The following is a 14,095-nucleotide window of genomic DNA, read 5'->3' as shown; positions in this document are numbered from 1 at the left end:
GAAGAAACGTACCCGGCGTCACGCTCACAGTGCGTAGCCGAATTTACCAGGCGGGTGTCAGCCGCCCTGCCCCGGCCGGTGCTCGGGCACGCGCCCGGCGGGCGGCCAGTCCTCGTCGCTCGGCCAGACCGGTTCGGGTTCGCGCCCGCTCCCGCCGTTCTTGGCGGCCGGTTCCGGCTGCTCCGGCAGGTGGGCCCGCACCAGTTCCGGGGACAGCTGCCCCTCGCGGTGGCCCTCCGCCTCCTGGTCGAACGGCTCCTCGTCGTCGTGGATCCGCGCGGGCGGGATGAACTGCGTCCGTTCGGTGGACAGCAGGTCGGGTACCGGCTCGGGTTCCGGTTCGGGCGCGACGGCGGGTACCGGCTCGTGGACCACCGGTTCGACGACCGGACGCTCACGTCGTTCGCCGCGCATCAGCAGCCAGGTGACCCCGCAGCCGAGGGCGAAGGAGATGAGCAGCCAAAGCCAGATCTGTCCGAAAAGCCAGAGCATTCAGCCATCACCTCTGTTCTGCCGTGATGTCGACGCGGCGGCCCTCGCCGCTCGCGCCGTCGGGGTTCCTGCGCTGGATGGAGTACGCCTGATCGTGGTCGACCCCGTTGCGCTCCAGCAACCGCTCCACCGTCAGCGCCCGGTTCAGCGCGAGCCGCCGGTCCGAACCGGTCGCCACCTGCCCGGTGATCCGGAACCGCAGCCCGGCGGGGGCGTCCGTGAGCAGCTTCGCGATCTCCAGCGCGCCGCGTTCGCCTTCCGCGGTGAGTTCGGTGCCGTCCGGTTCGAACGTGATCGGCGTGGCCGTCAGCAGCCGGTCGAGCTCGGCCTGGAACCCCGCCTTGTCCGTCGGCTTGGCCGAAGTCGGCGTCGGGCTGGGTGACGGGCTCGGCGTCGGCGTCGGCGGCGGGCTCGACGGTTCGCCGCTGGTCGTCACCGGACCGGCGGGCGGGGCGGTGTCACCGGAGATCTCGACCGTCCGGACCCCGTCGATCCGCTGGATGGCGTCCATCGCCTGCGCGGCCTCGTTCGGCGGGAAGCCGGCGAGGACGGCGTCGCGGCCGGAGAAGCTCACCTGGCCGCCGGAGACACCGACGTCGGCGAGCGCGTACTTCGCGCGCGCCGTCAGCTCGGCCTCGACGTCGGCCGAGGTCGACCAGACGGTGATCACCGTCAAGACGAGCGTGACCAGCAGCGCTGTAGGCGGCAAGCGGCTCCAGCGGGTACCGGGCATGAAGGGACTGTAGGCCGCCTCCGACCGGTTGGCGAACCGGCTTTCGTCACCGACCCTTCCGGGTGACACCGATGGAGTGGTGCCGGTGCCGCGGGGGTCAGGTGGGTCGTGAGTGGCGATTCGGGCTCCGACCCGAATCGCCACTCACGACTCATCTGTACCGGCGCGCTTCAGCTCGCGTGGTGGTGGATTTCCCGCAGGTCGTTGGCCGGGATCGAGACGCCCGTCGAGTCGATCTGCTCCAACGGGAGCAGCGGCGCGAGCTGGGGGCGCTTCGGGGACAGGCCGTCGCCCATGGACTCGCCCTTGAGCTGACGCCGGATCCACGGCAGCAGGTGCGCCTTCGTCCACTCGAGGTCGGAGCGGCGCGAAGTGATCCAGGTACTCGGCTGATCGGACGCCGGCCACGGCTCACGCCAGTCGTCGGCGACCGGGACGCCGAGGACCTCGGCCGCGCGCAGCGCGATCCGCCGGTGGGCCTCGGGGGTGAAGTGCAGCCGGTCGTCGCTCCAGGCGCGGCGGTCGTGCAGGGGGGCCATCGCCCACATGTCGACCATCTTGGCGCCGTGCCGGTCGGCGATCGCCCACAGATGCGCGTTGTAGATGCCGACCTTCCCCCGCAGCACGTGCATCACGGACAGGTACTTGGTGTCCGGCCCGTTGAAGATGAGCACCGGGATCCCGGCCTGGCGCAGCTTGGCGACCCCCGCCTCGAGCCGCGCGGCGACGGCGTCCACGTCCGCGCCGGGCACGATGATGTCGTTGCCGCCCGCGCACAGGGTGACCAGGTCGGGCTTCACCGCCAGCGCGATCGGCAACTGCTCTTCCAGGATCTCGTCGAGCATTTTGCCGCGGAGGGCGAGGTTCGCGTACTGGAAATCGGACCTGCCTTCGGCGAGGATCTCCGCCAGCCTGTCCGCCCAGCCCCTGAAGGTGCCGTCGGGCAGATCGTCGTTGAGTCCTTCGGTGAAGCTGTCACCGATCGCCACGTAGCTGTCGAATCCGTACACGTTGGGTCCCCTTCCGTCCGTGTGCCCCCGGTGGTACTTGTACACCACAACTAACAGCCGGGAGCGCCCCTGCAATCCCCGCCGCGCGAAACCCGTGGTTCAGGCCGTCGACACAGTCTCTTATCTTGGCGGAGCTCCCTGCATCCCCTTTACCGGGATGTACACCTGCGCCACGCAGATTCCCCTCAAGTCGGTGTAAACCGGACAGGGTGTGTGGCGAACATCTCCCCGCGCGGGTGTTCGGGGTGACGGATCCGGCAGGCTGTAAGGGTGACCTCACGACCCCCGCGCGAGTCGCTCGCCCAGATCCTCGGCGGGCGGCGTGGCGCCATCGACGCGAGCATCCCGCCCGCGGCCTTCGTCCTGGGCTGGCTGATCGCGGATCAGTCGATCGCCTGGGGTGCCGGGGTGGCCATCGGGGTGGCGGTGCTGCTCGGGGTGTACCGGGTGGCGCGCGGCGACAAGGCCCGTGCGGTCGTGGTGAGCCTCGCCGCGGTGATCGCCGCCGCTCTCATCGCCCTGCACACCGGCCGCGCCGAAGACTTCTTCCTCATCCAGCTGCTGTCCAATGTGGCCAGCGCGCTGCTGTGGGCGGCCAGCATCGTGGTGCGGTGGCCGTTGCTCGGCGTCGTGGTCGGGCTCGTCATCGGGCAGAAGACCCGCTGGCGCCGGGATCCCGCGCTGCTGCGCGCGTATTCGCGGGCGAGCTGGGTGTGGGTGTTCCTGCAGTACACGCTGCGGGTGGCGGTGTACGGCTCGCTGTGGTGGAGCGGGCAGGTGGTCCCGCTCGGCATCGCGCGGACGGTGCTGTCCTGGCCACTGGTCGCGGTGACGGTCGCCGTGAGCGGGTGGGTGCTGTACCGCACGCTGCCGCCGGAACATCCCGGTCTGCGAGTGGTGGAGGAGAACGGGGATCCCTCGGATGCCGAGCCCGACGGGCTGCCCAGGACATAAGGCGGCCCCCGGCGAGGGGGGAGGGTCCGGGGGCCGGGTCCTACGGTACCCGGAGTTCGGCCCCGGAGTCGATGGTTTGGTCTTTTCGGGCTGGTTTTGGGTGTTTTTCAGGAGGACACCGGTCGCGGTGCGTCCTCCCCGTACGCATCGACGGCGGCGAGCCAAGCGGCACCGAGCACCCCGTCTGTGCTGGTCAAGACCTCGATCCCGGTCAGTCGGGCGCGCACTTTCGCCCCCACCGGGCCAGACGGCGACAGCACACCGCCCACCAGCACGATCGGGGTGGTCTCCCCGGGATCGCGTGCGGCCATGACGTTCGTCACCAGCAGGGCGGCCGCCCTGCTGGTGATCCCGTCCGCCGCGGGGTCGCCTTCGCGGTCGGCCTCGCTGACGAACGGGGCGAACCTGGCGAGCCGGACCGGCGCCTCGGAATTGGCGCTCGTGACGAGCGCGCGCCACAGCGGGGCCCGGTCACCCACCGGGTCCACTGCGGACGGTCCGAGCGCTTCGGTGAGCACGGAGCGCGCGAGCGGGCCGAGTTCGCCGCCGCGGCTCAGCACATCCAAAGTGGAGCGAACTGCTTCCCGGCCGAGCCAGTACGCGGAGCCCTCGTCGCCGAGCAGCCAGCCGTAGCCGCCCACGGTCGAGACCGTCCGCCTGCCGCGGATCCGGCAGGCGATCGACCCGGTGCCCGCCACGAGAACCGAACCGTCCGGCGCGGAAGTGGCCGACGCGTAGGCGACTTCGGGGTCGGGGACCGTCCGCACCGAACTGAGCCCGAGGTCTCTCCAAGCGGCTTCGAAGATCGTCGCGATCGCCGGATCGCTCAGCTTGCTGACACCCGCCATGCCGACGACGCACGCCTCGGTCGCGGCCGGATCCAGCCCGTCCAGCGCGCCGCCGATCGCGCTCGCGATCCGCGCGGCGGCCTCCGACGGCGAATGGGAGTTGGGATTCGCCCCGGCCGCGCGCCCGCTCCCGAGGACGGCGCCGGAGGCGTCGACCGCGATCGCTCGCGTCGACGTGCCTCCGGCGTCCACACCGACACAGTGCCCCCCGCCGCCTCCGCGGGAGGAAGTACGTCGGCGGTGTGTCACCGGGTCTTGGTCACCTTGAGCAGCCCGCGCGGGCTGTCCGGGTCACCGCCCCGTGCCAGCGAGAGGCCGAGCGCGATCCGCTGGATGGGCAGGATCTCCAGGATCGGGGCGACCTCTTCGGCGGACGGCGCGACACCGATCCGCAGCGCCGCGGGGACGTCGGCCGAAGCGGAACCGACCGCGAGCACGTCCGCGCCGCGTTTGCCGACGGCTTCGAGGACCTCCTGCATCGCGCCCACCCCGTGCCCCTGGCTCGTCACGGCCAGCACGGCGGTCTCGCCGTCGACCGCGGCGACCGGACCGTGCAACAGGTCCGCGCCGCTGTACGCGCGCGCCGCGAGGTAGCTGGTTTCGGCCAGCTTCAAGGAACCTTCCAACGCCGTGGCGTAGGAGTAACCGCGGCCCGTGGTGAGCACCCGGTCGACGAAGCGGTAGCGGTCCACCGCGCGCTGCACGCCTTCTTCGGAGGCGTCGAGGGTGGCCTGTGCCAACTCACCGAGCTTCTCCGCGTCGGCGCCCTTGCCGCCGCGGACCGCGTCGATCAGAAGGTAAAGCGAAAGCAAGGTGGCCGAGTACGTCTTCGTGGCGGCGACGGCCTTTTCGAGGCCAGCGCCGATGTCGACACCGAGTTCGGCGGCGGCGCGCAGCGGCGAGGACGGGGTGTTGGTGACCGAGACGGTCAGCGCTCCCTGACGACGCGCCGTTTCGGTGACCTCGATGAGATCCGGAGAACCACCGCTTTGGCTTACTGTGATGAAGAGAACGTCCCGCAGATCGGGACGGGCGCCGTACAAAGTCGCGGTCGAGGGCGAGACGAGACCGCAGGGGAGACCGAGGAGTACTTCGATCAGGTACTTCGCATACAGGGCGGCGTGGTCGCTGGAGCCGCGGGCGGCGAGCAGTGCGAACCTGGGCGGGCGCTTTGAGATGGCTTCGGCCACCTCGGCGATTTCGGCCTGCCGCTCCACGATTCCTGCCAGAATGGCGGGTTGCTGGGAGATCTCCGCGGCCATGTGCTCGCCGGGGCGCTGTTCGGTCATCTCGTTCCCTTCGACCGGGACGTACTTCGTCCCCCGAGTAGGTCTAGACCAATGCTAGCCCGAATGGACGTTTGTGGTGAAGGGTACGTTTCCTAGCGGGGACGGTGCGCGTTCGAGTGGGAAGGCTTAGGGAATCGGTCATGTTGGAGACAACCACCGCGAGTGAGGCGGGCGCTACGGCAGGGATACGCGGGCAACGCGAACCCAAGTACTGGGCGTTGAAACAGCATCTGCTCGACCTGCTCGACGCGTTGCCCCCCGGTTCGCCGATTCCGACGGAACGGGCGCTCGCGGGGGAATTCACCGTTTCGCGCACCACGGTCCGGCAGGCCCTCGCCGACCTGACCGCCGAAGGCAGGCTCCACCGCGTACAGGGCAAGGGCACCTTCGCCGCCGAGCCGAAACTCGCGCAGCGTCTCCAGTTGTCGTCCTACACCGAGGACATGCACAAGCAAGGCCTCAGGCCGTCGTCGAAGCTCCTGGAGATCGACGAAGTGCCGGTCGAAGCCGATCTCGCGAAACTCCTCGGAATCCGGGTCGGGGCGAAGATCCTTCGCCTTCGCCGTCTCCGGCTGGCCGATTCGCAGCCCATGGCACTCGAGACCACACATCTCCCACTCGGCCGCTTTCGCGGTTTGCGCAAACACGTTTCCGCAGGTGGCTCGCTGTATGCCGTGCTGAGGGAGCATTACGGCGTCGAGCTCGAAAGGGCGGAGGAAACCATCGAGACCGCCCTTGCCGGCCCGCACGAGGCGGAGATGCTCGGCGCCGACGTCGGAATGCCGATGTTGCTCCTTTCGAGGCATTCCTTCGCCACCGACGGAAAACCGGTCGAGTTCGCGCGCGCGATCTACCGGGGTGACCGTTACAAATTCGTCACCACGCTCCTTCCCGAGGCGCGCTGACGCGAACGTTCGGAAGTCGGGTCCGCCGGTTCCCGTGGTTTCGGCTCCCTTTTCTCTGACACGTCAGAGAATTGACGGGTTTCGTTGGCCATGCGCGTGGTTGCGTGTTTCAGTCGTCCTATGACTGACACGGTGGCGGGAATCCGGTGGGGGACGCCGGTGGCGCGCGGCGTACTCGCCACGACCATCGTCGGCTCGGGCATGGCGATGCTCGACGGGACGATCATCAACGTCGCCCTGCCGAGGATCGGCGAAGAACTCAAGGCGTCCGTCGCCGGTCTTCAATGGATCCTCGACGGCTACCTGCTCGCCCTCGCGGCCCTGATCCTCGTCGCCGGTTCACTCGGCGACCGCTACGGCCGCCGCCGCGTGTTCCTCGTCGGCGTCGTCTGGTTCGGCATCGCCTCCGGACTGTGCGCCGCCGCGACGACGACCGAGATGCTCGTCGCCACCCGGATCCTCCAGGGCATCGGGGGAGCTTTGCTCACGCCCGGTTCGCTCGCGATCCTCCAAGCGTCCTTCGCCCACGAAGACCGGGCCCGTGCGATCGGCGCCTGGTCCGGGCTCGGCGGCATCGCGGCCGCGATCGGCCCGCTGGTCGGCGGCGTGCTCGTCCAGGTGTGGTCGTGGCGGCTGGCGTTCCTGATCAACCTGCCGCTGGCCGCCGTCTGCGTCCTGCTCGCCCGGCGCTACGTGCCCGAGTCCCGCGACGAGGAGGCGACCGGGCATCCCGATTTCCTCGCCGCCGCCGTCGGCGCGATCGGGCTGGCCGGGCTGACCGGCGCGCTGGTCGAGGCGCCCGGACGCGGAATCGGCGACGTCGTCGTCCTGGTGGCCATCGTGCTCGGTGTCGCGGGGCTGGGGGCGTTCCTGGTGATCCAGCACCGCTCGGCCGATCCGCTGGTGCCGCCGAACCTGTTCCGGGACCGGACGTTCAGCCTCGCCAACGCGCTGACCTTCGTCGTCTACGCGGCACTCGGCGGGGTGATGATGCTGATGGTCATGCAGTTGCAGGTGTCGCTGGGCTATTCGCCGACCGCGGCCGGACTCGCCGGGTTGCCGATCACCGTCATCATGCTGCTGTTCTCCGGCCGGTCCGGCGCGCTCGCGCAGAAGATCGGGCCGCGTACCCAACTGGTCGCCGGCCCGATCCTGGTCGGCGTCGGCATGCTGCTGCTGATGCGGGTCGGGCCGGGGTCTTCGTACCTCGGTTCGGTGCTGCCCGCCGTCGTGGTGTTCGGCGCCGGACTGGCGACGGTCGTCGCGCCGGTGACCGCGACGGTGCTGGCCGCCGCGCCGGACCGGTACGCCGGTGTCGCCTCCGGGGTCAACAACGCCATCGCCCGGTCCGGTGGCCTGCTCGCGATCGCCGTGCTGCCCGCCGTCGCCGGACTGTCCGGCGCCGCCTACACCGATCCGGTGGCGCTGACCGCGGGCTGGCGGACGGCGTTGCTCGTCTGCGCGGCGCTGGCGATCGGCGGCGGCCTGATCGCGCTCGGCATCCACAACGGCGTCCTCGACACGCCTTCCCCCGAAGCGGCCGCGGAAGCCGGCGAGTCACCGCATCCGGGCGAATGTCTCCACTGCGGGGTCGACTCGCCCCCGACCCACGTCCGCCCCGCCGGACACGCGTGATCAGCGTAACTCGCGTGATCGCAGCCGCATCTCGCGTGATCAGAGGCGTATCTCGCGTGATCGCAGGCGTATCTCTTGAGTTACGCCTGTGATCACGCGAGTTACGGCGCCGGTCACGCGAGTTACGCCTGTGATCACGCGAGTTACGGCGCCGGTCACGCGAGTTACGCGAGCAGCGTGGCCAGCGTCGCCGGGTCCAGGTTGCCGCCCGAAACGACCGAAACGACCTTGCCCGGCGGTAGCGCGTCGCGGTGCGAGAGGAACGCCGCGGTCGCGGTGGCGCCGCTCGGCTCGGCGATCAGGCGGGCGCGGTGCGCCAGTGTCCGGACGGCCTGCCGGATCTCCTCCTCGGAAACGGTGACGACGTCGTCGAGCACCGCCTGGAGATGGGCGAAGGTCAGGTCCGACGGCTGGGCGCGCAGGCCGTCGGCGCTGGTCCGCGCTCGCAGGTCCATCGGCCACTCGACGCGCCTGCCCGCGCGGAGGCCCTCGGCGGTGTCGGCCGCCAGTTCCGGTTCGACGCCGACGACCTTCGCGCCGGGGAGCAGTTCCTTGATCGCCGTGCCGACCCCCGAGGCCAGCCCGCCACCGCTGAGCGGGACGAGCACCACGCCGGCGTCCGGCAGGTCTTCGGCGATCTCCAGGCCGACGGTGCCTTGCCCGGCGATGACGTCGTGGTGGTCGAACGGCGGGATCATGGTGAGTCCCCGTTCTTCGGCGACGGTGAGCGCCGAAGACTCCTGAGCGTCGATCGGGACCTCGATGACCTCGGCGCCGAGCGCCTTGGTGGCTTCGATCTTGGCGCGCGGCGCGACGTCCGGAATGAGGATCACCGCGTGGATCCCGAACCGCTTCGCCGAGTAGGCCACCGCTTGCGCGTGGTTGCCGCTGGAGAAGGCCACGACACCGCGGGCGCGCTGGGCTTCGTCGAGCGCGGCGATCGCGTTGTACGCGCCGCGCACCTTGAACGCACCGATCGGTTGCAGGCTTTCCGGTTTGAGCCACAGCGGCGCCCACGACTGTTCCAGTAACGGTGTGCGTACCGCGACGCCTTCGACACGGCTCGCCGCGTCGCGGATTTCCTCGATCGATACCAAGTCCATACGGCCGATCATGCCAAGGAGTCGTGTATCATGGACAGTCCATTTTGGACGGACGGCGTGGCGCTCCTCACGTGTGGACAACGAAGGGAGCATCCCGCACGCCTTGTTCGTTGGGACCGGATGAGGACCGACTAGCTACAGAACGGGATCATGACCAAGGAGACTTCCGAGAAGGACACCGAAAAGACCGAAAAGACGGAAAAGCAGGGGCGGATCGTCCAGGTGACGGCGGCCGCGATGGCCGCGATCACCGCGGCCATGCTGGGTTCCACGCTCGGTGTCGCCGGAACGGTGACGGGTGCCGGGCTGGCGAGTGTGATCACCACCCTCGGTGGCGAGCTGTACCTGCGTTCGCTCCAGCGGACGAAGGACGCGGCGCTGAAGGCGCGGGTGGTGCTGACCGTGCCGGGACGTCGCCGGGTGCTCGACCCGGCCGAGCAGGAAACCGTCCGGTTGAAGCCGTCCGACGACGAAGAGAAACCGGCGGGGCGGAAGTTCAAACCGCGCTGGGCGGTGATCGCCGGGGTCAGCGCGGTGGCGTTCGCGGTGGCGCTCGTCGCGATCACCGGCTTCGAGGGGGCGACCGGCAAGACCGTCGGCGGCGGCACCGGGACGACCATCGGAAAGATCATCGGCGGTGGCCAGGCCCAGGAACGCCGGGACGAGCCCGACACCCCGCCGGCGACGTCACCTTCGGAAACGGCGGGCAAGCAGCCCGGGAAAACGCCGTCGACCACGCCGAACACGTCCACGACACCGACGGCTCCCACGACCACCCAGGCGCCTTCGACGACCACACGGGCGCCGTCCACGACGCCTTCGACCTCCCAGGCGCCGCCCTCGGCCCCCGCTTCGAACACCCCCGCCCCCTGACCCCCTGGCAATTCGGCACCAGCTTGCGATAGTTCGCCTCCCCGACTATCGCAAGCTGGTGCCGAATTGCGTCAGGGGAGGGCGGAGCGAAGCGTGCGAGCCGCCGCTTCGGGGTCTTCGGCCTCGGTGATCGCCCGGACGACGACGATCCGCGACGCGCCGGCGTCCAGGACTTCGGGCAGCCGATCGGCGTCGATCCCGCCGATCGCGAACCACGGTCGCGACGTCCCCAGTCCCGCCGTCGAGCGCACCAGGCCGAGCCCCGGCGCGGACCGGCCCGGTTTCGTCGGGGTCGGCCAGCAGGGGCCGGTGCAGAAATAGTCCACGCCGGGCTCCCCGGCCGCGGCCTCGGCCTGTTCGGCCGAATGGGTGGACCGGCCGATCACGACGTCGTCGCCGAGGACCCGGCGGGCGAGTGACACCGGGATGTCGTCCTGGCCCAGGTGCAGCACGTGCGCGCCGACGGCGAGCGCGACATCCGCGCGGTCGTTCACCGCCAGCAGCTTGTCGTGCTTCTCGCACGCCTCGGCCAGCACTTCCAATGCGGCGATCTCGTGTTTCGCCTCGATCGGGGCACCGCCGGTCTTGTCCCTCAGCTGGATGATGTCGACCCCGCCCGCCAACGCCGCGTCGGCGAATCCGGCGAGGTCGCCGCGGCCGGACCGGGCATCGGTGCAGAGGTACAGGCGGGCGTCCGCGAGCCGGGCGCGGATCAGCGAACCAGACAGGGTGGGCATGGCGGCGACGGTACCCGCGCGCTACGGTGGGGTGGTCCGCACGGGAGCCCGAGGACGGGCTGAGAGGGAGCCGGGACCGCTCCGACCGTGGAACCTGATCCGGGTCATGCCGGCGCAGGGAGCGTGATCGCACATGAAGGAACTTTCGGTGGTCGGCGGCGGGGTCATCGGCCTCTCGGTCGCTTGGCGCGCGTCCGCGCGGGGCCATCGCGTCACCGTGTACGACCCCGAGCCGGGGCGCGGCGCGTCGTGGCTGGCGGGCGGCATGCTCGCCCCGGTCACCGAGGCCTGGCCCGGCGAGGAGGACGTCCTCACCCTCGGTGAAACGTCGCTTCGGCGCTGGCCCGACTTCGCCCGTGACCTGGCCGAAGAGGGTATCGACCCGGGCCTTTCGCCGCACGGCACGCTCGTCGTCGCGCTGGACGGCGCCGACGCGGGCAACCTCGAGATGCTCGCCGCGTACCTCGCCGGCCTCGGCCGCGAGGTCGAGCGGCTGACCGGCCGCGAGGCCCGCCGCGCCGAGCCCGGTCTCGCCGGGTCCGTCCGAAGTGGACTGCTGGTGCCGGGTGATCTGGCGGTGGACAACAGAAGGCTGCTGCACGCGCTCCGGCACGGCTGCGGCAGGCACGGGGTCGAATTCCGCTACGAAACGGTCGCGGAGCTCGGAGCTCTCGGTGGCGGCAGCGTCGTCCTCGCCGCGGGCGCCTGGACCGGCCGCCTGCACCCCGCGCTCGCCGGCGCCGTCCGCCCGCTGAAGGGTGAGATCCTCCGCCTGCGGCCGCGGCGCGGCTGCCTGCCGCCCCCGAAGAGGACCGTGCGCGCGATGGTCGAGGGCCGCCCGATCTACCTCGTCCCGCGTGACGACGGCCAGCTCGTGCTCGGCGCGACCCAGTACGAGGCGGGCTTCGACGAGACCGTCACCGTCCGGGGCGTTCGTGAGCTGCTCGAAGGTGCGGAGCGCGTCTTTCCGGGCATCACCGAGTACGAACTCGTCGAGACCGCCGCCGGCCTTCGCGCGGCGAGCGTCGACACGATGCCCTTCATCGGTGAGCTGGGCGAAGGCGTCTTCGCCGCGACAGGTCACCATCGCAACGGTCTCCTGATGGCCCCGGTCACCGCGGACGCGGCGGTCGCCTGGCTGGACGGTGGGCCGGTGCCGGACGAGGTCGCGGCGGCAGCGCCGTCACGGCGAAGCGAGGAGCGGGTGTGATGGAGATCCAGGTCAACGGCCAGTGGCGTGAATTCCCCGACGGGACCACCGTCGAAGGCGTACTGGAGGCACTGGGGACGACGACGAAAGGCGTCGCGGTCGCGGTGGACGGCGTGGTCGTCCGGCGCGGCGAATGGCCGGAAGCGGTGGTGCGCAAGGGCGCCAGCGTCGACATCCTCACCGCTGTGCAAGGAGGCTGACATGACCGGCGACGACCTCGTCCTCGGCGAGCACAAGCTCTCGTCGCGGCTGATCATCGGCACCGGCGGCGCGTCGAACCTCGCCGTCCTGGAACGCGCGCTGGTGGCGTCCGGTACGGAGCTGACCACGGTCGCGATGCGCAAAGCCGACGCCGAAGGCGGCTCCGGCGTCCTCGAACTGCTTCGACGGCTCGGCATCCGGCTGCTGCCCAACACCGCCGGGTGCCGGACGGCCGCCGAAGCGGTCCTCACCGCCCAGCTCGCCCGCGAAGCGCTCGAAACCGACCTCGTCAAGCTGGAGGTCCACGCCGACGACCGCACGCTGCTGCCGGACCCGTTCGAGACCGTCGAAGCGGCCGAACAGCTCTCCGCGGACGGCTTCACCGTGCTGGCGTACACCAACGACGACCCGGTGCTGGCACTGCGGTTGGAGGAGGCGGGCTGCGCGGCCGTGATGCCGCTCGGCGCGCCCATCGGCACCGGTCTCGGCATCCGGAACCCGCACAACATCGAGCTGATCGTGTCGCGCGCGGGAGTTCCGGTGATCCTCGACGCCGGTATCGGCACGGCCTCGGACGCGACGCTGGCGATGGAGCTCGGCTGCGACGCCGTCCTGCTTTCCACCGCCGTGACCAGGGCCGCGGACCCGGAACGGATGGCGTCGGCGATGCGGGCGGCGGTCACCGCCGGGCGGCTCGCCGCCGGTGCGGGACGGATTCCCCAGCGGTTCTGGGCCCACGCTTCGAGCCCGCCTCGATAACCCTTTCGTACGGTTCACGGCCTTGACACCGAGCGCACTCCGGATGCCCGTATGGTTGACGGCACTTTCCGGGGGCGCATCCGCCGCCGTGTACCCAGAGGAGCCAGTGGTGACCACGTCAGCGGTCCAGGACGTTTCAGGCAGGTTGTTCCTGGCGGTCGGCCGGTTGTCCCGGTCCCTGCGTCAGGCGGGCGTGCCCGGACCCGGCCACGGCGCGATCTCGGCGCTCGCCACGCTCGTGCACTACGGCCAGCTCCGCCTGGGTGATCTCGCGGCGAAGGAGGGCGTCGCCGCGGCCACCATGTCGAGGATCGTCGCTTCGCTGGTCGAAGCGGGCTACGTCAGCCGTGAATCGGACCCGATCGACAGGCGTGCCTGGCTCGCGGAGGCCACCGAAGAAGGCGAGAGGCTGGTTTCCGGCGTCCGCTCGACCCGGGTGAACGAGCTGGGCAAACGCCTCGAACGGCTGACTCCGGAGCATCAGGCGGCCCTGGCGGCGGCTCTCCCCGCGCTCGAAGCGCTTATCGCCGACGAAGAGCGCTGAGCTCCGCGACTTCGGCGCGAAGGGCGCGAAGCTCGTCGAGGATCTCCTGGTTCGCCTCGGCCTGGGTTTCAGTCTGCTTCGCCTCCTCCTCGCGGATGTCCTGGCGAAGCTCGTCCTCCATCCCGCTCACCACGACGGCGATGAAGAGGTTCAGCACCGCGAAGCTGGACACGAGGATGTAAACCACGAAGAACACCCAGGCCATGGGCGCTTCCTTCATGATCTCCTTGGCGATGTCCGGCCAGGCCTCGCCGGTCATCACCTGGAACAGCGTGAACAGCGAAGTGCCGAGGTCGCCGAAGTTCTCCGGCGAGATCGCGCCGAACAGCTTCGTGGCCATCACACCCGCGACGAAGATGATCAGCGCGAGGAGCGCGGCGATCGACGCCATGCCGGGAATCGCCGCGAGCAGGCCGGTGACGACCTTCCGCATCGACGGCACGACCGAGATCAGCCGGAGCACCCGCAGGACCCGCAACGCCCGCAGCACCGCGAACGGGCCGGTCGTGGGGATCACCGCGATACCGACGACGACCAGGTCGAAGATGTTCCACGGGTCGCGGAAGAACCTCCCGCGGTAGGCGTAGAGCTTCGCGCCCAGTTCGAGGACGAAGATCCCGAGCGCGAGGTAGTCGACCGTGTGCAGCAGCGGCCCGTACTCCGCGACCATTCTCGTGGAGGTCTCCAGGCCGAGAGTGACGGCGTTGAAGACGATCACCGCGATGATGAAGTTCTGGAAGCGGCGGTCTTCGACGACCCTGGCCACCGTTTCGCGTCCCGTCACGGCGCAGATCGTAACCGG

16 protein-coding genes and 1 riboswitch are annotated in these 14,095 nt (G+C 70.3%); of the genes, 8 read left to right on the top strand and 8 right to left on the bottom strand.

Going from position 1 to position 14,095, the window contains the following annotated elements; genetic code table 11:
- Positions 1 to 57 precede the first annotated feature (57 nt).
- The 3 genes from P3102_RS33600 to P3102_RS33590 all read right to left on the bottom strand — a co-directional run bounded on the left by P3102_RS33600 (position 58) and on the right by P3102_RS33590 (position 2,235).
- A complete protein-coding gene (locus P3102_RS33600) occupies positions 58 to 492 on the bottom strand; it encodes a hypothetical protein (RefSeq protein WP_276364681.1) in 435 nt (144 codons plus the stop codon).
- Positions 493 to 499: 7 nt separating this feature from the next.
- Positions 500 to 1,225, bottom strand: a complete 726-nt coding sequence (locus tag P3102_RS33595; RefSeq protein WP_276364680.1) for a cell envelope biogenesis protein OmpA — start codon at positions 1,223 to 1,225, stop codon at positions 500 to 502.
- Between the two features lie 170 nt (positions 1,226 to 1,395).
- Entirely contained in the window at positions 1,396 to 2,235 is an 840-nt protein-coding gene (locus P3102_RS33590; RefSeq protein ID WP_276364679.1) for an SGNH/GDSL hydrolase family protein, read from the bottom strand.
- A gap of 270 nt (positions 2,236 to 2,505) precedes the next feature.
- On the opposite strand from P3102_RS33590, the gene P3102_RS33585 reads away from it, so the two are divergent.
- Positions 2,506 to 3,189 carry a DUF3159 domain-containing protein gene (locus tag P3102_RS33585; RefSeq protein WP_276364678.1) on the top strand — a complete coding sequence of 228 codons (684 nt, stop codon included), beginning with the start codon at positions 2,506 to 2,508 and terminating at the stop codon, positions 3,187 to 3,189.
- Positions 3,190 to 3,296: 107 nt separating this feature from the next.
- Here P3102_RS33585 and P3102_RS33580 read toward each other — a convergent pair whose 3' ends face one another.
- Both P3102_RS33580 and P3102_RS33575 read right to left on the bottom strand, forming a co-directional pair.
- Positions 3,297 to 4,229, bottom strand: a complete 933-nt coding sequence (locus P3102_RS33580; protein WP_276364677.1) for a BadF/BadG/BcrA/BcrD ATPase family protein — start codon at positions 4,227 to 4,229, stop codon at positions 3,297 to 3,299.
- A gap of 53 nt (positions 4,230 to 4,282) precedes the next feature.
- Positions 4,283 to 5,326, bottom strand: a complete 1,044-nt coding sequence (locus P3102_RS33575) for an SIS domain-containing protein (protein WP_276364676.1) — start codon at positions 5,324 to 5,326, stop codon at positions 4,283 to 4,285.
- Positions 5,327 to 5,466: 140 nt separating this feature from the next.
- Here P3102_RS33575 and P3102_RS33570 point away from each other — a divergent pair, with 140 nt between their 5' ends.
- Positions 5,467 to 6,231 carry a GntR family transcriptional regulator gene (locus tag P3102_RS33570; protein WP_276364675.1) on the top strand — a complete coding sequence of 255 codons (765 nt, stop codon included), beginning with the start codon at positions 5,467 to 5,469 and terminating at the stop codon, positions 6,229 to 6,231.
- Between the two features lie 120 nt (positions 6,232 to 6,351).
- A complete protein-coding gene (locus P3102_RS33565; protein WP_276364674.1) occupies positions 6,352 to 7,866 on the top strand; it encodes an MFS transporter in 1,515 nt (504 codons plus the stop codon).
- A 164-nt stretch (positions 7,867 to 8,030) separates the two neighbouring features.
- On the opposite strand, the gene P3102_RS33560 is transcribed toward P3102_RS33565, so the two are convergent.
- On the bottom strand, positions 8,031 to 8,969 hold the full coding sequence (locus tag P3102_RS33560) for a threonine/serine dehydratase (RefSeq protein ID WP_276364673.1): 939 nt from the start codon (positions 8,967 to 8,969) through the stop codon (positions 8,031 to 8,033).
- A 150-nt stretch (positions 8,970 to 9,119) separates the two neighbouring features.
- Between P3102_RS33560 and P3102_RS33555 the strand changes: the two genes are divergently transcribed.
- Positions 9,120 to 9,842: a hypothetical protein gene (locus P3102_RS33555; RefSeq protein ID WP_276364672.1), complete on the top strand. Its 723-nt coding sequence runs from the start codon at positions 9,120 to 9,122 to the stop codon at positions 9,840 to 9,842.
- 71 nt (positions 9,843 to 9,913) lie between these two features.
- Here the strand turns inward: P3102_RS33555 and thiE are convergent, their stop codons facing one another.
- Positions 9,914 to 10,579 (bottom strand): thiamine phosphate synthase, encoded by a 666-nt coding sequence (thiE, locus tag P3102_RS33550; RefSeq protein ID WP_276364671.1) that lies wholly within the window; start codon positions 10,577 to 10,579, stop codon positions 9,914 to 9,916.
- 30 nt (positions 10,580 to 10,609) lie between these two features.
- Positions 10,610 to 10,717: riboswitch (TPP riboswitch) on the top strand.
- On the opposite strand from thiE, the gene thiO reads away from it, so the two are divergent.
- From thiO to P3102_RS33530, 4 genes are all read left to right on the top strand, one after another.
- Positions 10,713 to 11,789: a glycine oxidase ThiO gene (gene thiO / locus P3102_RS33545; RefSeq protein ID WP_276364670.1), complete on the top strand. Its 1,077-nt coding sequence runs from the start codon at positions 10,713 to 10,715 to the stop codon at positions 11,787 to 11,789. Its footprint overlaps the riboswitch before it by 5 nt.
- Positions 11,789 to 11,989 (top strand): sulfur carrier protein ThiS, encoded by a 201-nt coding sequence (gene thiS, locus P3102_RS33540; protein ID WP_276364669.1) that lies wholly within the window; start codon positions 11,789 to 11,791, stop codon positions 11,987 to 11,989. The genes thiO and thiS overlap by 1 nt, the downstream gene beginning before the upstream one ends.
- A gap of 1 nt (position 11,990) precedes the next feature.
- A complete protein-coding gene (locus tag P3102_RS33535) occupies positions 11,991 to 12,749 on the top strand; it encodes a thiazole synthase (protein ID WP_276364668.1) in 759 nt (252 codons plus the stop codon).
- Positions 12,750 to 12,858: 109 nt separating this feature from the next.
- Positions 12,859 to 13,293: a MarR family transcriptional regulator gene (locus P3102_RS33530; RefSeq protein WP_125683770.1), complete on the top strand. Its 435-nt coding sequence runs from the start codon at positions 12,859 to 12,861 to the stop codon at positions 13,291 to 13,293.
- Here the strand turns inward: P3102_RS33530 and P3102_RS33525 are convergent.
- Positions 13,271 to 14,077 carry an ion transporter gene (locus P3102_RS33525; protein ID WP_276364667.1) on the bottom strand — a complete coding sequence of 269 codons (807 nt, stop codon included), beginning with the start codon at positions 14,075 to 14,077 and terminating at the stop codon, positions 13,271 to 13,273. The genes P3102_RS33530 and P3102_RS33525 overlap by 23 nt on opposite strands.
- Positions 14,078 to 14,095: the final 18 nt, after the last annotated feature.

The sequence above is a fragment of the Amycolatopsis sp. QT-25 genome, from assembly GCF_029369745.1.
Taxonomy (GTDB): domain Bacteria; phylum Actinomycetota; class Actinomycetes; order Mycobacteriales; family Pseudonocardiaceae; genus Amycolatopsis.
This window is presented reverse-complemented; position numbering and strand designations above follow the sequence as displayed.